Source organism: Pseudomonas sp. R5-89-07 (assembly GCF_003851685.1).
Taxonomy (GTDB): Bacteria; Pseudomonadota; Gammaproteobacteria; order Pseudomonadales; family Pseudomonadaceae; genus Aquipseudomonas.
Genome location: NZ_CP027727.1, coordinates 4,089,786 through 4,108,295, shown reverse-complemented (window position 1 = coordinate 4,108,295; position 18,510 = coordinate 4,089,786). Strand labels below are relative to the sequence as shown.

Below are 18,510 nucleotides of genomic sequence, written 5' to 3'. Positions count from 1 at the left end.
ACCAGTAGGTCAGGAACTCGCACGAAGCGAATTATGCTTTTGTATACAAATAAAGCAAATAATGTTTTCGATAATCCGGGTGGAAGGGGATGAAAGGCAGCTTCCACGGCGGGCCAGCGCATTTAATTGTGCCGGATGCCTTGAAACCATCCCTCGATACCCTCACTTTGTTGGCGCAAGCGCTCGGTCGGAGCGCGCAAAGCGGCATAAGGGGAGCCCATGTACAAGGTTTATGGCGATTACAGGTCGGGCAACTGCTACAAGGTCAAATTGATGCTCAACCTATTGGGTATCCCGTATCAGTGGATTGATGTGGATATCCTCAAGGGTGACACCCAAACCGCAGAATTCCTTGCCAAGAACCCCAACGGCAAGATTCCGGTGCTGGAACTGGAAGATGGAACCTGCCTGTGGGAGTCCAATGCGATCCTCAACTTCCTCGCCGATGGCAGCGAATTTTTACCGAGCGAACCGCGCTTGCGCACCCAGGTGTTGCAGTGGCAATTCTTCGAGCAATACAGTCATGAACCGTATATTGCAGTGGCACGGTTCATTCAGTTTTACCTGAACATGCCGGAAGATCGTCTGGAGGAATACAAAACCACCCACAAGGGCGGTTACAAGGCGCTGAAAGTCATGGAGCGTCAGTTGCAAGCCACGCCGTATCTGGTGGGCGAGCAGTATTCGATCGCCGACATCGCGTTGTATGCCTACACCCATGTGGCCCATGAAGGTGGGTTTGATCTGGCGCCTTATCCGGCGGTGCAGGCATGGTTGCAGCGCGTGGCCAGTCATCCAAAACATGTGGCGATGCTGGACTGAGCCACCTTCCCAGGGGGGGATGGGCTCATTGTAGGAGCGAGCTTGCTCGCGAAAAACGTGCAGGCAACGCGTTCATTCTGGATAAACGCGGTGGCCCTGAGTTCTTCGCGAGCAAGCTCGCTCCTACAAGAGCCTTGCCCCTGCCACATTTAGTCCGATGGTGTGCCAGATAATGCTTCATTGAGCAGGTCAAAGCAGCGCTGCGCCGCCGGGCTCAATGCCATCCCACTGCGACTGATCAAGCCGATTTCCCTGTTCACGCCGGGATGATCAATGTCGATCCGCTTCAACCCCTCCAGGCTGTCCGCCGCCGATTCCGGCAGCACGCTGATCCCCAACCCCTGGCGCACCAGCGCCAGCACCGTGGACATGTAGTTGGCCTCCATGCCCGCATTCAGCGTCAACCGCGTCTCATCGAACAGCGTATCCACCTGCTCGCGCACGCTGCTGTCGCGCCCGGTGAGGATGATCGCCTGGTCCGCCAGTTGGGCCAGGCTCAGTTGCCGATGATGGGCGAGGGCGTGCCCCAGCGGCACGAATGCGCACAAGCGGTCATTGAGCACCGGCACAAAATCCAGGCCGTGGCTCAGGCGCGCGCGTACGCCGATGCCGAAGTCCACCTCGCCGGAACGCACCTGGGCATGGATGCGGTGGGCCACGAGGTCGTGCAGGCGCACTTCGATCCCGGCGAAGCGTTGCCGAAACAGACGCAACACCGGCGGCAGGCTGCCGGCGCACACCGAGGGCAGGGCGGCGATGGTCACGACGCCACGGCGCAGGGCCGCGAGGTCACGCGAGCCGGTGACGATGTTGTCCAGGTCCAGCAGCAGTTTTTCCATGGGGCCGCGGGCATCCTGGCCGGCGGCGGTGATGCTCACATGGCGCGGGCTGCGGTCGAGCAGGGCGACGCCCAGCCATTCTTCCAGCTGTTGAACTTGCACGGTCAGCGCCGAAGGGGACAGGTTCAGCTCGTTGGCGGCCTTGGTGAAGCTGCCCGTGCGAGCCACGGCGAGGAACGCCTGGATGTGTTGGATGCTGTTTTTCATAACGGCAGCTTCATTTTGTTTTTCCGAACGCGGGTGCCTGAATATTCCAATTTACAAAGCCTAACCTGATTCCAATACTCCAGGGAAAACAATAACCGGCCACAAGGCCGCCCTGGAGTACCCCATGCTCGCAACCCTGGGTGTCATCACCATCCTCTGCCTGCTCGCCGCCGTCATGAGCAAGCGCCTCTCGCCCCTGGTGGCCCTGATTGCCTTGCCGATCATCGCCGCGCTGCTCGGCGGTTTCGGCCTGCAAACCAGCGCGTTCATCATTACCGGCATCAAGAATGTCGCCCCCGTAGTGGGCATGTTCGTGTTTGCGATCCTGTTCTTCGGGATCATGACCGACGCCGGCATGCTCGACCCGATCATTGATCGCATCCTGCTCACGGTGGGCACGCGTCCTACACGCATTGTCGTCGGCACGGCGACCCTGGCACTGCTGGTACACCTGGACGGTTCCGGCGCGGTGACCTTCCTGGTGACGGTACCGGCGATGTTGCCGCTGTACACCCGGCTGGGCATCGACAAGCGCATCCTTGCCTGTGTCTGTGCCATGGCCGCCGGGGTCAACTTCCTGCCCTGGACCGGCCCGGTGCTGCGCTCGTCGGCGGCGCTGCATGTGCCGGTGGCGGACCTGTTCCAGCCGCTGATCCCGGTGCAGATTGTCGGGCTGGTCTTTGTATTCGCCTGCGCCTGGTGGCTGGGCCACCGAGAAGAAAAACGCCTGGGCCTGGGCGCCGGTTCCAGCGTGGACGCGGTGCCGCAGCGGGTGCTCAGTGACGATGACATCAAGCTGCGCCGTCCACGGCTGTTCTGGGTCAACCTGATCCTGACCGTGCTGGTGATGGTGGTGATGATCGCCGGCTGGGTCGACCCGGTGGTGATGTTCATGCTCGGCACGGTGGTGGCGCTGTGTATCAACTACCCCAACGTCGACGCCCAGCGCGCCCGCATCGATGCCCATGCCAAGACCGCCCTGACCATGGCCAGCATCCTGCTCGCCGCCGGGGTGTTCACCGGCATCATGCAAGGCACCGGCATGCTCAAGGCCATCGCCGAAGTGGCGGTGGCGCAGATTCCTGCGGGCCACGGCAAATTGATCCCGGCGGTGGTGGGTTTTATTTCCATGCCGTTGAGCATGCTGTTCGACCCCGATTCCTACTATTTCGGCGTGATGCCGGTGATCGCCGAAGTCGGCAAGGCCCTGGGCGTCGACCCGCTGCAGGTGGCCCAGGCCTCGCTGCTGGGTGTGCACACCACGGGTTTCCCGGTCAGTCCGCTGACCCCCGCGACCTTTCTGCTGGTGGGTTTGTGCAAGATCGAATTGGCCGATCACCAGCGCTTCACCATTCCTTTTCTGTTTGCCGCGTCGGTGCTGATGACCCTGACCGCGCTGCTCCTGGGAGTTATCTGAGATGAAAACCTTGCGCATCGGCGCCGGTGCCGGCTACTCCGGTGACCGCATCGAACCCGCCGTGGAGCTGGCCGAACAGGGCGACCTGGATTATCTGGTGTTCGAATGCCTGGCCGAACGTACGATTGCCCTGGCCCAACAGGCGAGAATCAGCGACCCACAGAGCGGTTACGACCCGCTGCTGAGTGAGCGTATGCGCCGTGTTTTGCCGTTTGTAGGTGTTAAAGCGGGGCGTCGTCGCCTGCGCGTGATCACCAATATGGGCGCGGCCAACCCGGTGGCGGCGGCTGTTGAAGTCCGACGGATTGCCGGTGAGTTGGGCTTGAGCCTCAAGGTTGCCGCCGTGGTTGGGGACGATGTGCTCAGCGTGTTGAATCCCAGGCAGCTGTTGGATAATGGCCAGACGGTTGCCGCCCTGGGTGAACGGCTGATTTCGGCGAATGCCTACCTGGGTGTGGATGGCATCCTTGACGCCCTGCACGCTGATGCCGACGTTGTGATTACAGGGCGCGTGGCCGACCCGTCATTGTTTCTCGCGCCGCAGATGTTTGAATTCGGCTGGGCCGCCGACGACTGGCAGCGCCTGGGCAGAGGCACCCTGGTGGGGCATTTGCTCGAATGTGCGGGACAAATCAGCGGTGGTTACTTCGCCGACCCTGGTTTCAAGGATGTGGATGACCTGGCCCGCCTCGGCTTTCCGTTGGCCGAGGTCGATGCCGACGGCAATGCCTTGATCACCAAGGTTGCAGGCTCCGGTGGGCGAGTCAGTCGGGCGACCTGCACCGAGCAGTTGATCTACGAAGTGCACGATCCGGCGGCGTACCTGACGCCCGACGTGACTGCCGACTTTTCCCAGGTAGGTTTTGTCGAGGAAAGCCTCGATCGGGTGCGTGCGCAAGGGGCGACAGGACAGGCGCGGCCGGAGCAATTGAAGGTCAGTGTCGGTTACCTGGACGGCTGGATCGGTGAGGGGCAGATGTCCTATGGCGGCCCCGGCGCTGTCGCACGAGCGCAACTGGCACGGGAGGTGGTGCTCAAGCGTCTGGAACTGATCGGCGTGAAGATGCAGGACGTACGCGCCGAGTTGATCGGCATGGAGTCATTGCACGGCCCGCGCAGCACCGTCGAGCCTTGGGAGGTGCGCCTGAGGGTCGCCGCCCGTTGTGAAGAACGCAGCGACGCCGTGCGCGTCGGCAATGAAGTGGAAACCCTCTACACCAACGGCCCGTCCGGCGGCGGCGGGGCGAGCAAGAGCGTGCGCCAGGTGGTGGCGGTGGCGTCGCTGCTGCTGCCCCGCGACAAGGTCAAACCGAGGATAGACGCATGAAGTTGCACGCATTGGCCCACTCCCGCACCGGGGATAAGGGCGACACCTCGAACATTTCGATCATTGCCTACCGCGCCGAGGATTACCCGTTGCTGTGTGAACAGCTCACCGCCGAGCGCGTCGCCGAATTTTTCGCGGGCCTGCTGGAACCCGGCGCGGCGCCGGTGCGACGTTATGAGTTGCCCAACGTGCAGGCGCTCAATTTTGTGTTGCCAGGCATCCTGCGCGGCGGCGTGACGCGCTCGCTGGCGCTGGATGCCCATGGCAAGTGCCTGGGCTCGGCGCTGCTGGACCTTGACTTGGTAATGCCAGACTAAATGTGGGAGGGGGCAAGCCCCTCTCACATTGGAGCGCACAGGTCTGTCAGATCGCGGCGAAGCGCTTGTCCAGGTAATCGATGATGACCTTGGAGTCGTACATCCAGGTGGTCTGGCCGTTTTCTTCGATGCGCAGGCACGGCACCTTGATCTTGCCGCCTTGCTCCAGAAGGGTCTGGCGGTCTTGCGCGTTGTTTTTTGCGTCCTTGAGCGCCACAGGCACATTCAGGCGGTGCAGGGTGCGACGGGTCTTCACGCAGAACGGGCAGGCATGGAACTGATACAGGGTCAGGTCCTTGGCCGCTTCGTTCACCTGGGCCTGTTGTTCGGCGGGGCGCTGTTTTTTGCGCGGGCGGGTCAGGAAGTCGCTGGCGATAATGATCTGGCCGAGGCCGACTCGAAGTGCTTTGACGAACATGGCTGAAAACCTCTTGCCCATGAAGAAGGGGTCGCAGCTTACCTGAATTTTGCGGGCGAAAAAAAACCGACGATGAACGCCGGTCTTTTCCTACGCAGCCATTTACTTGATCAGGCTGAGAAATTCGCTGCGGGTGGCCGCGTTTTCGCGAAACTCACCGAGCATCACCGACGTGATCATCGACGAATTCTGTTTTTCCACGCCGCGCATCATCATGCACATGTGCTTGGCCTCGATGACTACTGCCACGCCGAGGGCGCCGGTGACTTCCAGCACCGCATCAGCGATCTGGCGGCTGAGGTTTTCCTGGATCTGCAGGCGACGCGCATACATGTCGACGATCCGCGCGACCTTCGACAGGCCCAGCACTTTGCCGCTCGGGATATACGCTACGTGGGCCTTGCCGATAAACGGCAGCAGGTGGTGTTCGCACAGCGAGTACAACTCGATGTCCTTGACCAGCACCATTTCGCTGTTGTCGGAGCTGAACAGGGCGCCGTTGGTGACTTCTTCCAACGTCTGTTCGTAACCGCGGCAAAGGTACTGCATCGCCTTGGCGGCACGCTTTGGCGTGTCGAGCAGGCCCTCGCGGGAGACGTCCTCGCCGAGTTGGCCGAGAATCTCTGTGTAATTCTGTTCCAGGGACATGAAACTACCTGTGGGATTTTCGCAAAGCGCAAGGTTACGGGGGCGGACACATCGCTGCAAGCCTGACGATGGCACTTGTTACTCGTCGCGGCCTTCCATCATGGTGCGCTTGAGCATCACATACACCGCACCGGCGCCGCCATGGCGGGCCTGGCACGACGTAAAGCCGAGCACCTGGGCATGCTGGCGCAGCCAGGTATTGACGTGGCTCTTGATCATCGGCCGCTTGCCGTCCAGCCGCACGGCCTTGCCATGGGTGACACGCACGCAGCGGATTTCGAATTTGGTGGCTTCGGCAAGAAAGGCCCAGAGGGTTTCCCGGGCTTTTTCCACGCTCATGCCATGCAGGTCGAGGCTGCCTTCGAACGGAATCTGGCCGGCCTTGAGCTTGCGCATCTGGCTTTCCTGCACGCCGTCACGGGCCCACATCAACTCATCTTCGGGGCCGACGTCGATCACGAACTGGTCCGACAGGCCATCCACGGTGGTGGCATCGCTGCGCACGGTCGCGGCCTGGCGCAGCTTGGCGATTTGCGCCCGATCAGTCTTGGGTTTGCCGGTGTCGGCGCGATCGTGCTTGATCGGCTTGACGCCGCGCAGCTCGTTCTTGAACAGGGAAAAGTCGTCGTCTTGCATGTCAGCCTCCGCGAAGGGCGGGCAGTTTACCTAATCGCGGCGGCCACGGCGCAGCAAATGCTATTCAAGCGCCATCAGTCGTGCTTTTTCATCAGGTGCGAGGCGATATTCAACGACAGCGGCTGGCGCATCCTGCGCCGGCTGCGACGCCACAACCACACCCCCAACCACAACACCAGCAGGCCGATCCCCAGCAGGATCGCCGAGCCGCCAGGGCTGGCATTCAGCTCGCCGAGTGCAGGCGAATGCCCAAACAGGCCGGCGCCACCAGCGCCCGCCAACAGCAAACCTACGATCGCCAGCAGCGCGGCAATGCCCGCCACCAGGCGCAGACGCCAGTTGCTCGGGCCCTTGGGGCGCAAGCGACGAGCATCAAAACCATCGGATATCTTCATTCCGACCTTTCCTCCAGGGTATCGGCCCTTCGACCGGAAGATACACAGGTTGTTCCTGTGCCCGAGGTAAATGCGCGAAATGAGTACGCTTTGCAGATGAGCGGGGCAATGAACATTGGCGCACCGCTCATCAGGGCGGCGATCAGATCAGATCTTTGGTCAACGCCAGGGTGGCGAAGTTGTCGGCCATGATGGCCATTTCAGTCTGCTGCACGTGCTCGGCGCTCAGCACGCCACCTTTGTAGGGCAGGTCGCGCGTGGCGCAGGCATCTTCTACCAGGGTGCAGCGAAAACCGAGGTTCTTGGCGGCGCGCACGGTGGTGCTGACGCTGGAGTGGCTCATGAAACCGCAGACGATCAGGTCCAGCGAACCCAGGTCCTGCAGGTGTTTTTCCAGGCCGGTGCCGTGAAAGGCGCTGGGCAGCAGCTTGCCGATGATGGTTTCGTCACCTTCAGGTTCCAGGCCGGGGATGAATTCGCCGCGCTCGCCTTGTGGATCGAACAGGCCGCCGACGGTACCCAGGTGGCGCACATGCACGATCGGCCGCCCGGCGTTGCGCGCAGCGGCCACCAACTGCTTGACGTTGCCGACCGCTGCGTCCATGCCCGAGAGGGCGAGTGGGCCGCTGAGGTATTCCTTCTGGGCGTCGATGATCACAAGGGTCGCATGGGCAAGGTTGGCAGCTGCGTAACCACGACCGCTGAGTTGAAACATCGTCTTTGGAACGGACATTCTGGGGCTCCTGTGAGGGGGGCTTTTGCGACATTGTCCACTGGCTGAGCGGTTCTGTGAATCGCTACCATCGTAAGGTACGCCGTTGTTGACGTGCAGCCATGTCAAGTAGTCGGCTTGTTTAACTCAATAGTGGCAATTTGGATGAAATCCGACAAATGGCAAAGGTGTTTCGTACGTCGTCGGTACAGGTGAACGCTGCTAGAATCGCCAGTCGTTTTTTCCAGGAGTCTGCCCCGTGATCACTTCCCGCCTGCGCACCTTGCGCGACCATATCCGTTGGGCTGTCAGCCGTTTCCATGGGGAAGACCTGTTTTTTGGCCACGGCACCGACAATGCCTGGGACGAAGCCCGGCAACTGGTGCTCGGCGCCCTGCACCTGCCGTGGGAAATCGCCGACAGCTACCTGGACTGCAATTTGGAAGAAGAGGAAATCTCCCATGTGCAGCGTCTATTGCATCGTCGCATCCATGAGCGCGTGCCCACCGCCTACTTGCTGAAGGAAGCCTGGTTCTGCGACATGTCGTTCATCGTTGACGAACGCGTGTTGATCCCGCGTTCGCCGATCGGCGAATTGATCATGAACCGCTTCGAGCCCTGGCTGGCCCAGCCTCCGGCACGCATTCTAGACTTGTGCACCGGCTCCGGCTGCATCGGCATTGCCTGTGCCTACGAGTTCCCGGACGCCGAAGTGGTGCTGGGGGACTTGTCCTTCGAAGCCCTCGAAGTGGCCAACCAGAACATCGAGCGCCACGGCGTCGATGAGCGCGTCTACACCGTTCAGGGCGACGGCTTTGATGGCCTGCCGGGCCAGCGCTTCGATCTGATCGTGTCCAACCCGCCGTACGTGGATGCCGAAGATTTCGCCGACATGCCGGACGAATACCAGCACGAACCGGAGCTGGGCCTGGCCTGCGGCGATGACGGCCTGAACCTGGTACGGCGCATGCTGGCCGAGGCGGCGAACCACCTGACCGAGAAAGGCTTGCTGATCGTCGAGGTGGGCAATAGCCAAGTGCACGTCGAGTCACTGTACCCGGAAGTGGATTTCGCCTGGCTGGACTTCCAGCGCGGTGGGCATGGGGTGTTCATGCTCACGGCGCAGCAGTGCCGCGAGCATCAGGCGGTGTTTGCCGCGAGAATCTAACTGAACAAACACGCTCAATGTGGGAGGGGGCTTGCCCCCGATGAAGCAGTGTCAGTCAATGCATCACTAGCTGGGACACCGCTATCGGGGGCAAGCCCCCTCCCACATGGGTGGCATCCAGCCTGCTAGCGGTGGGTGGCAATCCAGATCAACAACCCCGCCTGAAACACGGTAAACGCCACCAGGCAGGTGATGGTAAAGCGCAGCCCGCTGTCCTCACGCTTGAACTTGGTGACCTTTTCCTCTTCCTTGCGCAGTTTCACTTCCTGCTCGGCCAGGTTCTGCTCGGCCTGTTGCAGCATCTGTGCGGCTTCGAGGATTTCCACGAATTGCACCTTCTCGGTGTTCCAACTGTCCAGCACATCGCTGACCTTACCTGGCTGCACGTTGCCCTTGAGGTGTTGTACGTCGGCGTAGGCCACGTCAAAACCCTGGATGCGCAGGAAGTGATCGCGGCGCAGGCGCGTGGCTTCGTTGAGCGCGTCCTTGTTGGCCAGGTCTACGCCGTCGACGCGGTAGTGTGACCACTTCTTCTTGGCCCAGGCAGCCGCCTGAGCGACCAGGAAACGGCCAAGGCCGCGGTTGGCCGGTTCGATTTCCAGGCTGTTTCCCGGGCCGAAGTGCACGCGATGTTTATCGTGATCCACCCACACATCCAGCTGGTTCTGCTCGCGCCGTACCCGCTGGCCGGGCAGTTGGATCACCATGCGCAACAAGCTGTGATGCGGGTCATGGCGCTCGGCATAGCCGAACTGCACGAACCGCAACGGCCGCACACCGGTCGCACGGTCGGTGGCCAACGGGGCGAGGCGCAGCATCTTGAAATGTTCGGCGTGTACGTCCGCCCACGGTAGGGCCGCAGCTGTTGCGGCCTCGGTTTCAGCCGGGGTATCGGCAGTGGATTCTGAGGTTGCTTCTGTGGTTGTCATGCGGCGCGATCCTGTCCAAGCCCTGCGAGCCGACAGTCTTTTTACTGTCGACTCTGGGCTTATCGGCCGTTTTCTCCAGGACTGGAGGCAAATTGCCGCTTAACGGGGGGCAAGTCCGTCGATAAAGCGCACTATCCGCTCGCCGAGTTCGGCGGCGAGGGGCAATTTGGGGTCGTTGTAGGACGCCAGTTGCTGCTTGACGTTGTTGGGCACGATGCGCATCACATGGTTCATGCCTTCGATCACAGCCAACTGCGCGTCGGGCTTGGCTTTCTTCAGTTGCTGGGCATCGCCTACGCCGACCTGTATGTCGTTGGTGCCCTGGATGATCAGGGCCGGCATGTTCAGCCGTGCAAAAGCCTCAGACGGATCGGCGCGGAACAGGCTGATCAGATAAGGCTGCACGCTGGGTCTGAAAATACCTTCCAGCGGGCGCGGCACATCGGTATCCACCTGGCCGGATTTGAGGTGGTCGAGAATGTCGTTGCTGCGCAGTAACAGGGCCGGGGGCAGGTGATCGGCCAGTTGCTGGCGAATGACCTGATCGACCGGGCGGGCACTGCCGGACAAGGAAATCACCCCGGCCGGATTCAATTGCGGCGCGGCGAGGGCGGCGACCAGCGCGCCTTCGCTGTGACCCAGCACGATCAGTGGGCCCATGCGCGTGTCGGCCTTGAGCAACTTGCCCCAGGCCACGGCGTCGGACACATAGGCGTCGAGGGTCAGGTTGCGTTCGTCCGGGGTTGCGGCAAGGCTCGCAGCCACGCCACGTTTGTCATAACGCACGCTGGCGATATTGTGCCGCGCCAGCACCCAGGCCAGGCGCTTGAGGCTGTCGTTGCGCGCGCCGTCGGCGCTGTTGCCGTTGCGGTCGGTGGGGCCTGAGCCGGCGATGATCAGCACCACCGGCACGGGCTGGTCGGACTGCGGCAGCAGCAGCGAGCCAAATAGCTCGCCGCTGCCGGTGTCCAGGCTGATGGGCCTTTGGAGTACAACCGGGGAGGCGGCCTGGGCCGCGACAGTAAACAAGGTGAGGGTGAACAGCAGAACTCGCAGCATCATCGCGCCATCATCGGAGAGGTGCCGGTTGGACCAACGTCTACCGGTAAGGTTTCGAGGATGAACTAGTCGGTTAGCCTGCGTATACTGGCCGCCTTAAGTTATTACGGTTGACTTGTTTCAACTGACTTCACGGAGCGCCCTGCATGTCCGGCAATACCTTCGGCAAGCTGTTCACTGTCACCACCGCGGGCGAAAGCCATGGCCCGGCGTTGGTCGCCATTGTCGACGGCTGCCCGCCCGGCCTCGAGCTGTCTCTGCAAGACCTGCAACATGATCTGGACCGCCGCAAGCCCGGCACCAGCCGCCACACCACCCAGCGCCAGGAGCCCGACGAAGTCGAGATCCTCTCCGGCGTGTTCGAAGGCCGCACCACCGGTTGCGCCATCGGCCTGTTGATTCGTAATACCGACCAGAAGTCCAAGGACTACTCGGCGATCAAGGACCTGTTCCGCCCGGCCCACGCCGACTACACCTACCATCACAAATACGGCGAACGCGACTACCGTGGCGGCGGCCGCAGCTCGGCCCGCGAAACCGCGATGCGCGTGGCGGCCGGTGCCATTGCCAAGAAATACCTGGCGACCCAGGGCATCGTCATTCGTGGCTACATGAGCCAGCTCGGCCCGATTGAAATCCCGTTCAAGACCTGGGACAGCGTCGAAGACAACGCCTTCTTCTGCCCCGACCCGGACAAGGTGCCGGAACTGGAAGCCTACATGGACCAGCTGCGCCGCGACCAGGACTCGGTCGGTGCGAAAATCACCGTGGTGGCCGAAGGGGTGAAGCCGGGCCTGGGCGAGCCGATCTTCGACCGCCTCGACGCCGAACTGGCCCACGCGCTGATGAGCATCAACGCGGTCAAGGGCGTGGAAATCGGCGCCGGTTTCGCCTGTGTGTCCCAGCGCGGTACCGAGCATCGCGACGAGATGACCCCGCAGGGTTTCCTCAGCAATAACGCCGGCGGCATCCTCGGCGGCATCTCCTCGGGCCAGCCGATCGTGGCGCACCTGGCGCTCAAGGCCACATCGAGCATCACCACCCCGGGCCGTTCGATCGATGTGCACGGCAACCCGGTTGACGTGATCACCAAAGGCCGTCACGACCCGTGCGTCGGCATCCGCGCCACGCCGATTGCCGAGGCGATGATGGCCATCGTGTTGATGGACCACCTGCTGCGCAACCGCGGGCAGAATGCGGATGTGCAGGTGAGTACGCCGGTGCTGGGCCAGCTGTGACGCGTTGAAGGTGACAGCCCTCCCGTATTGGCGCCTCTCCAGCTTTTACCTGTTCTACTTCGCCCTGCTCGGGGCGACGGCGCCGTTCCTGGCGCTGTACTTCGATTACCTGGGTTTCTCCAGCGCGCGTATCGGCGAGCTGGTGGCCATTCCCATGCTGATGCGTTGCGTGGCGCCCAACCTCTGGGGTTGGCTGGGCGACCACACTGGCCGACGCCTGGCGATCGTGCGGTTTGGCGCGGTGTGCACGCTGTTGAGTTTTTCGCTGATTTTTGTCAGCAAGACGTACGCCTGGCTGGCATTGGTGATGGCGTTGCACGCGTTCTTTTGGCACGCCGTGCTGCCGCAGTTCGAAGTGATCACCCTGGCCCACCTGCAACAGCAGACGGCGCGCTACAGTCAGATACGCCTGTGGGGCTCCATCGGCTTTATCCTCACCGTGGTGATCATGGGCAGGCTGTTTGACTGGCTGAGCGTGGCGATCTACCCGGTGGTGGTTGTGGTGATCATGGCCGGTATCATCGGCGCCAGCCTGTGGGTGCCGAACGCCCACCCTGCCAGCCACGGCAAGCGCTTGGCCGGCGACGGGTTTATCCGGCAATTGCGCAGCCCCGGCGTGCTGGCATTCTATGCCTGTGTGGCGCTGATGCAGATGAGTCATGGCCCGTATTACACCTTCCTCACCCTGCACCTTGAACACCTGGGCTACAGCCGTGGCGTGATCGGCCTGCTGTGGGCCCTCGGGGTGGTGGCGGAGGTCTTGATGTTCCTTTGCATGAGCCGCATTCTGGCGCGTTTTTCGGTGCGCCGGGTGCTGCTGGCCAGTTTCCTGCTGGCGGCGCTGCGCTGGCTGTTGCTCGGTGCGTTTGCCGAATTTTTCTGGGTATTGCTGCTGGCGCAAGTGATGCACGCCGCCACGTTCGGCAGTTTTCATGCGGCGGCCATCGCTTTCGTGCAGCGCAGTTTCGGCGATCATCAGCAAGGCCAGGGCCAGGCGCTGTATGCCGCCTTGGCTGGCACCGGCGGTGCGCTGGGTGCGCTGTATGCCGGCTACAGCTGGAACCTGCTGGGCCCGACGCTCACGTTCAGTATCGCCAGCATCGCGGCCCTGGCGGCCGCCGTTATCATTGGCCTTCGATTGCAAGAACCGAACCAAGGAGCCGTGCAATGAGTTATGTCGCTGTCTATCACATCACTACACCGGACACCCCGAACAAACTGCTGACCCACTTCGACGACATTCAGTCGACCCTGGCCGAACGCGGCGTGCGCTTTGAGCGCTGGCAGCCCAGCCCTCTCGAAAAGGGCGCGAGCGAGGCGCAGATGATGGCGGCGTATCAGTCGCAGATCGACGCGCTTGGCTACGCCCGCGTCCAAGTGGTCAGCGTGACCGGTGATCATCCGCAGAAAGATGCGTTGCGGGCCGAACGCCTGAACGAGCACGTCTGCAGTGAAGATCAAGCGCGATTTTTCATCGCGGGTCAGGGGTTGTTTTCGTTGCACATTGGCGATTACGTCTATGGTGTGCGCTGTGAAAAGCACGATCTGCTGATCGTGCCCGCCGGCATGCAGCATTGGTTCGACATCGGCGAGAACCCGCATTTTGTAGCGCTGCATATGTTCAACACCACAGAGGGCTCGGTGCCGACATTGACCGGTAATGACCTCGCTCGGGACTTTGCCAAGCTGGACGACTAGGACAAGTCTTTTAAATGTTCAACCCCGGCAAGTTGGAATGTGCTGTGGGAAGAAGCCTAAATACATGTAGGGCTTGGCTGTTTATCCTCGGCCTTGCTCTCTCATTCCGCCAGTTATGTAACTCTCTCCTTATTCAATGTTTATGTCGCCTGTCAATAGGAGGAATCCGAAGGGTGGCAGCGCATCAGCATATATAAAAAGGAGAAAGTAATGAGTCGCCCCGAGGAGTTATCTCAACCGCTGGACGTTGTGCCGACGGTTATCAGAAGACGCTTGAGTTTACTCGGTAAGCCCCTGACCAAGACGGAGCTGGAGATCCTGCGATGGGCCTCAGAGGGTAAGACCATTTGGGAGATGAGCAGGATTCGCTGCACTTCGGAGGCGACGGTCAAATTCCATCTGCGCAATATCTACGGCAAGCTCGATGTGAATAACCGGGTGCAGGCGATGAATGAAGCGGCGCGTCAGGGCCTGTGCTGACGGCATAAAAAAGGGCCGCGACGCTCAACGGCGTTGCGGCCCTCTTTATTGGAGTGAAGCTTATGCCGAATGGTAAGTCGGCAGGGCAAAGCGGTTCTGGCTTTGCAGCATCGAAATTTGCGGCAGCTCGCTGGCTTGTTCGGCCAGGTCGCGGCGAATTGCGCTGATCACCCAAGTGAGCTGGTCGGCGGTGTGCAGCTGCTGATACGAGATCGAGCGCTTGACCTGCTTGCCTTCGCTGTTGCGCAGGGTCAACAGGATGCCGCCGTCTGGACGTGGTTGGGTGGTGACGTCGTAGTTGGAAAATACCGAAGCGAATTTATCTTGGATCAGGCTCATGTCTATCAGCTCCATTGGCTCAAGTTGGCAAGCATGGAGTGATAGGTGCAGCGTTTGTGCCAGTATTGGATCTTCTTAAAAATTCTTATAAATCAGTCAGTTACAAATTTTCGGAATTTTTGTTTTCGTGCAATTTGCATGAAAGGCCATCGTGCATCCTGCATTTTGCGTTATCCGGATGATTACTTTCTGCGCGCAATATTCCTTTTCTACCGATTCTGACCGCGTATTTGCCGGATAAATTCCCTTCGGGCCCCTGGCAGCCGTCCGGGATACAAAACATTTCAAATCCTGCGTGTACAGCCAAAGAAGGGCTGACGTATTTTCCTTGAAAGGGGCCGGCCAATTTCTCGGCCGAGTGTCCGGACCCCGATCAACAATAAGAAAAGGACGTCCCGCCATGGCTCATCATCCAAGCGACATGATTACCTGGAGCATGCTACTGCGAAAGGTGCCGACGATTGTGCGGGCGCTCCCGCGAGTGCTGCGCGGCATGCGCGCCGCCAACATCACCGACCCCACCCAGCCTTGCGGCCTGGGCTGGCATTTCGAACAAGCCACCCTGCGCAATCCGCAGGGTGCCGCCTTGCTGTATGGCGACAGCGTGATCAGCTACCGCGACGCCAATCAGCGCGCCAATCGCATCGCCCATCATCTGCAGGGCCAGGGCATCCGTAAAGGCGAGGTAGTGGCACTGTTCATCGAAAATCGCCCGGAGTTGCTGCTGACCGTGCTGGCCGTGGCCAAGCTCGGCGGGATCTGCGCCATGCTCAATACCGCGCAAACCCAGGCGGCGCTGGTGCACAGCCTGAGCCTGGTCAGCCCGGCGGCGATTGTGGTGGGCGCGGAATTGGTAGACGCCTACGCGGCGGTGCGCGATCAGGTGGAAATAGCGCCTGAGCGCACCTGGTTCGTCGCGGATCAAGCGGAGAGCGGGCCGCCCAACGGGTTTATCGACCTGATGGCCGCCAGCGCGCAGAGCCCGGAGGACAACCCCGTCAGCTGCGCCCAGGTGTTTTTCAACGATCCCTGCTTTTATATCTACACCTCCGGCACCACCGGTCTACCCAAGGCCGGCATCATGAAGCACGGGCGCTGGACCAAGACCGCCGTGAGTTTCGGCAGCATTGCCCTGAACATGGGCCCGCAAGACGTCATGTATTGCACTTTGCCGCTGTACCACGCCACCGGCCTGTGTGTGTGCTGGGGCTCGGCAATCATTGGCGCGTCCGGGTTCGCCATCCGCCGCAAGTTCAGCGCCAGCCAGTTCTGGGACGACGTGCGCACGTTCAATGCGACCACCCTGGGGTATGTCGGTGAGTTGTGTCGCTACCTGCTCGACCAGCCGCCCAGCGAGCAGGATCGCCATAACAGCGTGACCAAGATGGTGGGCAATGGCCTGCGCCCAGGGGTGTGGGCGCAGTTCAAGCAGCGCTATGGAGTCGAGCACATCTGCGAACTCTACGCGGCCAGCGACGGCAATATCGGCTTTACCAACGTGTTGAATTTCGACAACACCATCGGCTTTTGCCTGCAGCATTGGGCGCTGGTGGATTACACCCACGACACCGGTGAGCCGCTGCGCGGCAGCGATGGTTACATGACCAGGGTGCCCAAGGGCGGGCAGGGCGTGTTGCTGGCGAGGATCGATGAAAAGTCACCGTTCGACGGCTACACCGATCCGCAAAAAAATCGCAAGGTGGTGCTGACCGACGTATTCGAGAAGGGCGACCGCTATTTCAATACCGGCGACCTGGTGCGCAGCATCGGCTTCGGCCATGGGCAATTCGTCGACCGACTGGGCGACACCTTTCGCTGGAAGGGCGAAAACGTGTCTACCACCGAGGTCGAGAACACCCTGCTGCAACACCCGCAAATTGCCGAGGTTGTGGCCTATGGGGTCGAGATCGTCAACACCAACGGGCGTGCCGGGATGGTCGCCATCACGCCGCGCGAGTCCCTGGCCGCGCTGGATATGCGCGAGTTGCTGCAGTTCGCCCACGGCCAGTTGCCGCATTATGCGGTGCCGTTGTTCCTGCGGATCAAAGTGAAGATGGAAACCACCGGCACCTTCAAGTACCAGAAGGTGAAGCTCAAGGAAGAGGCGTTCGACCCGGACAAGGCCGGCAATGATCCGCTATTTGCCTGGTTGCCGGGCTCGGACAGCTACGTGCCGGTAACCGCGCAACTGCTTGCGCAGATACAAGGCGGACATTTTCGCTATTGATTGTGCCTATGGACGCTTTTGGCAAAAAAGCCATGACAGCGGGGAACTCCATCGCGACACTGGGCGCCATATACAGCATCACAAAGGAGCCCCTACATGTCGACCCAGCCTAAACAAATGACCGAAGACGAAGCCGCCGAATTTGCCGAGCAAGTCTTCGATGTCGCCCGCAAAGGCGACGCCGCCATGCTCGCAGCGCTATTGGCCAAAGGCTTGCCGGCCAACTTTCGTAACCACAATGGCGACACGCTGCTGATGCTGGCGGCTTACCACGGCCATGCCGAGGCGGTAAAAGTGCTGCTGGAGTTCAAGGCTGATCCCTTGATCGCCAATGACAAGAACCAACTGCCGATTGCCGGTGCGGCGTTCAAGGGCCACCTGGCCGTGGTCAAGGCGCTGATCGAAGGCGCAACCCCGGTTGAAGCGGCGTCTTCGGATGGGCGCACGGCCTTGATGATGGCGGCCATGTTCAACCGCGTCGACATGCTCGAGTACCTGTTAGGCCAGGGTGCCAACCCCAAGGCCACGGACGCCCAGGGCGCGACGGCACTGGCGGCGGCGCAGACCATGGGCGCCGTGGATACGGCGGCGTTGTTGCAAAAACTGGTGTAGGCTACGCGCCCTCGAAAACCCGCCCGCCACAGGACTATCCATGAAAACCGCTCTCGTCGAACTCATCAGTAAAATCAGCGCCGGCGTTATGGGTGAGGACGAAGTGGCGCGTATCGCCGACGAAGCGGCCCAGGCCTACGCGGACCCTGCGGCCTTTCTGGCGGCCAATCCGGATATCAACTACGACGACACCTTCCCGATTCCGCTGGGGGAGTGGGTGGTAATCGGTAGTCTGCCGGACACCGTGCTGTTCCAGGCCGACACCTACGCCGACCTGTTTGCCCAGATCGTTGCCTCGTTCGGCCCCGGTGTGGCGTTCAACCTCAAGCCCAAGCAATTGGCTAAAACCGAGGACCTGACCGCGCTCAATCGCATCCAGATCCAGATGAGCGCCCTCAGCCCGGAAGACGGCGGCTATGTGCTGCTCAACTTCAGCCAGTTGCTCGATGACGAAATCCAGGCCGTGCTGGTGTTCGGCAATGACCTGCCCCGCGTGCTGCAACTGTGCGCCGAAGTCGGTATCCAGGCCGAGCCGTCGCTGGAAGCACTGAAGATTGCCGTTCACGTCTGAAATAATACGGAACCCCTGCCAGGGCTGACTATCCTACAAGGGCAAGCCCTCACTTAGGAGCGACACCATGGGTTCCACTTTCAATGGCCTGATTGGCCTGATCATCCTCGCGCTGGATATCTGGGCGATCATCAACGTGTTCAAAAGCGGCGCGAGCACGGGCGCCAAGGTACTGTGGATCTTGCTGATCCTGCTGCTGCCAGTGCTGGGCCTGATCATCTGGGCGATTGCCGGGCCGCGCGGTAACGTGCGGATCTGATCGTTCGCTCACTTCAACTCCTGTAGGAGCGAGCTTGCTCGCGAAAAACCTCCAGGCAACGCGTTCATTCTGAATAAACGCACGGGCCTTGAGTTCTTCGCGAGCAAGCTCGCTCCTACAAAAAACGTTACTGACAGGCATCAGGGGCCCGTGCCCCTCCCACATTTGCTTTCAATGTGTCTGGGAGATTTG

At 61.0% G+C, this 18,510-nt stretch carries 22 protein-coding genes; 13 read left to right on the top strand and 9 right to left on the bottom strand.

Annotated features, from left to right (window positions below; all coding sequences use genetic code 11):
• Positions 1–219 precede the first annotated feature (219 nt).
• Positions 220–822 (top strand): glutathione S-transferase family protein, encoded by a 603-nt coding sequence (locus C4J94_RS18720; protein WP_124387522.1) that lies wholly within the window; start codon positions 220–222, stop codon positions 820–822.
• A gap of 149 nt (positions 823–971) precedes the next feature.
• Here C4J94_RS18720 and C4J94_RS18710 read toward each other — a convergent pair whose 3' ends face one another.
• Positions 972–1,868 carry a LysR family transcriptional regulator gene (locus C4J94_RS18710; RefSeq protein ID WP_124387520.1) on the bottom strand — a complete coding sequence of 299 codons (897 nt, stop codon included), beginning with the start codon at positions 1,866–1,868 and terminating at the stop codon, positions 972–974.
• Positions 1,869–1,992: 124 nt separating this feature from the next.
• Between C4J94_RS18710 and C4J94_RS18705 the strand changes: the two genes are divergently transcribed.
• From C4J94_RS18705 to C4J94_RS18695, 3 genes are read left to right on the top strand one after another with little or no spacing between them, the layout of a single operon-like run.
• Positions 1,993–3,285 carry a CitMHS family transporter gene (locus C4J94_RS18705; RefSeq protein ID WP_124387519.1) on the top strand — a complete coding sequence of 431 codons (1,293 nt, stop codon included), beginning with the start codon at positions 1,993–1,995 and terminating at the stop codon, positions 3,283–3,285.
• A gap of 1 nt (position 3,286) precedes the next feature.
• Complete coding sequence (locus C4J94_RS18700; protein ID WP_124387518.1) at positions 3,287–4,612, top strand: acyclic terpene utilization AtuA family protein; 1,326 nt, start codon at positions 3,287–3,289, stop codon at positions 4,610–4,612.
• Complete coding sequence (locus C4J94_RS18695; RefSeq protein WP_124387517.1) at positions 4,609–4,929, top strand: hypothetical protein; 321 nt, start codon at positions 4,609–4,611, stop codon at positions 4,927–4,929. The genes C4J94_RS18700 and C4J94_RS18695 overlap by 4 nt, the downstream gene beginning before the upstream one ends.
• Positions 4,930–4,975: 46 nt before the next feature.
• Here C4J94_RS18695 and C4J94_RS18690 read toward each other — a convergent pair whose 3' ends face one another.
• From C4J94_RS18690 to C4J94_RS18670, 5 genes are all read right to left on the bottom strand, one after another.
• Positions 4,976–5,347 (bottom strand): glutathione S-transferase N-terminal domain-containing protein, encoded by a 372-nt coding sequence (locus tag C4J94_RS18690; RefSeq protein WP_124387516.1) that lies wholly within the window; start codon positions 5,345–5,347, stop codon positions 4,976–4,978.
• Between the two features lie 102 nt (positions 5,348–5,449).
• Positions 5,450–5,995: a GTP cyclohydrolase I FolE gene (gene folE / locus C4J94_RS18685; protein ID WP_003192797.1), complete on the bottom strand. Its 546-nt coding sequence runs from the start codon at positions 5,993–5,995 to the stop codon at positions 5,450–5,452.
• Between the two features lie 78 nt (positions 5,996–6,073).
• Complete coding sequence (locus tag C4J94_RS18680) at positions 6,074–6,631, bottom strand: Smr/MutS family protein (protein ID WP_124387515.1); 558 nt, start codon at positions 6,629–6,631, stop codon at positions 6,074–6,076.
• A gap of 74 nt (positions 6,632–6,705) precedes the next feature.
• Entirely contained in the window at positions 6,706–7,026 is a 321-nt protein-coding gene (locus C4J94_RS18675; RefSeq protein ID WP_124387514.1) for a hypothetical protein, read from the bottom strand.
• Between the two features lie 142 nt (positions 7,027–7,168).
• Positions 7,169–7,759 (bottom strand): cysteine hydrolase family protein, encoded by a 591-nt coding sequence (locus C4J94_RS18670; RefSeq protein ID WP_124387513.1) that lies wholly within the window; start codon positions 7,757–7,759, stop codon positions 7,169–7,171.
• Between the two features lie 238 nt (positions 7,760–7,997).
• On the opposite strand from C4J94_RS18670, the gene prmB reads away from it, so the two are divergent.
• Positions 7,998–8,906 (top strand): 50S ribosomal protein L3 N(5)-glutamine methyltransferase, encoded by a 909-nt coding sequence (gene prmB / locus C4J94_RS18665; protein WP_124387512.1) that lies wholly within the window; start codon positions 7,998–8,000, stop codon positions 8,904–8,906.
• A gap of 125 nt (positions 8,907–9,031) precedes the next feature.
• On the opposite strand, the gene C4J94_RS18660 is transcribed toward prmB, so the two are convergent.
• A complete protein-coding gene (locus tag C4J94_RS18660; RefSeq protein WP_124387511.1) occupies positions 9,032–9,835 on the bottom strand; it encodes a hypothetical protein in 804 nt (267 codons plus the stop codon).
• A gap of 99 nt (positions 9,836–9,934) precedes the next feature.
• Positions 9,935–10,897, bottom strand: coding sequence for an alpha/beta hydrolase (locus C4J94_RS18655; protein ID WP_124387510.1), 963 nt, complete (start codon positions 10,895–10,897; stop codon positions 9,935–9,937).
• Positions 10,898–11,040: 143 nt separating this feature from the next.
• Here C4J94_RS18655 and aroC point away from each other — a divergent pair, with 143 nt between their 5' ends.
• From aroC to C4J94_RS18635, 4 genes are all read left to right on the top strand, one after another.
• Complete coding sequence (gene aroC / locus C4J94_RS18650) at positions 11,041–12,132, top strand: chorismate synthase (protein ID WP_124387509.1); 1,092 nt, start codon at positions 11,041–11,043, stop codon at positions 12,130–12,132.
• A 10-nt stretch (positions 12,133–12,142) separates the two neighbouring features.
• The gene (locus C4J94_RS18645; protein WP_124387508.1) at positions 12,143–13,303 is read left to right on the top strand and encodes an MFS transporter; all 1,161 of its coding nucleotides are present in this window, start codon (positions 12,143–12,145) and stop codon (positions 13,301–13,303) included.
• Positions 13,300–13,830 carry an acireductone dioxygenase gene (locus tag C4J94_RS18640; protein ID WP_124387507.1) on the top strand — a complete coding sequence of 177 codons (531 nt, stop codon included), beginning with the start codon at positions 13,300–13,302 and terminating at the stop codon, positions 13,828–13,830. Before C4J94_RS18645 ends, C4J94_RS18640 begins: the two co-directional genes overlap by 4 nt.
• A 210-nt stretch (positions 13,831–14,040) precedes the next feature.
• On the top strand, positions 14,041–14,310 hold the full coding sequence (locus C4J94_RS18635; RefSeq protein ID WP_124387506.1) for a response regulator transcription factor: 270 nt from the start codon (positions 14,041–14,043) through the stop codon (positions 14,308–14,310).
• 60 nt (positions 14,311–14,370) lie between these two features.
• Here C4J94_RS18635 and C4J94_RS18630 read toward each other — a convergent pair whose 3' ends face one another.
• On the bottom strand, positions 14,371–14,649 hold the full coding sequence (locus tag C4J94_RS18630; protein ID WP_003172952.1) for a DUF3509 domain-containing protein: 279 nt from the start codon (positions 14,647–14,649) through the stop codon (positions 14,371–14,373).
• A gap of 400 nt (positions 14,650–15,049) precedes the next feature.
• Here C4J94_RS18630 and C4J94_RS18625 point away from each other — a divergent pair, with 400 nt between their 5' ends.
• From C4J94_RS18625 to C4J94_RS18610, 4 genes are all read left to right on the top strand, one after another.
• Positions 15,050–16,876 (top strand): long-chain-acyl-CoA synthetase, encoded by a 1,827-nt coding sequence (locus C4J94_RS18625; protein ID WP_124387505.1) that lies wholly within the window; start codon positions 15,050–15,052, stop codon positions 16,874–16,876.
• A 96-nt stretch (positions 16,877–16,972) separates the two neighbouring features.
• Positions 16,973–17,488, top strand: coding sequence for an ankyrin repeat domain-containing protein (locus tag C4J94_RS18620; protein ID WP_124387504.1), 516 nt, complete (start codon positions 16,973–16,975; stop codon positions 17,486–17,488).
• 40 nt (positions 17,489–17,528) lie between these two features.
• Complete coding sequence (locus C4J94_RS18615; protein ID WP_124387503.1) at positions 17,529–18,059, top strand: hypothetical protein; 531 nt, start codon at positions 17,529–17,531, stop codon at positions 18,057–18,059.
• A gap of 67 nt (positions 18,060–18,126) precedes the next feature.
• Positions 18,127–18,318 carry a PLDc N-terminal domain-containing protein gene (locus C4J94_RS18610; RefSeq protein WP_003172956.1) on the top strand — a complete coding sequence of 64 codons (192 nt, stop codon included), beginning with the start codon at positions 18,127–18,129 and terminating at the stop codon, positions 18,316–18,318.
• Positions 18,319–18,510 lie beyond the last annotated feature (192 nt).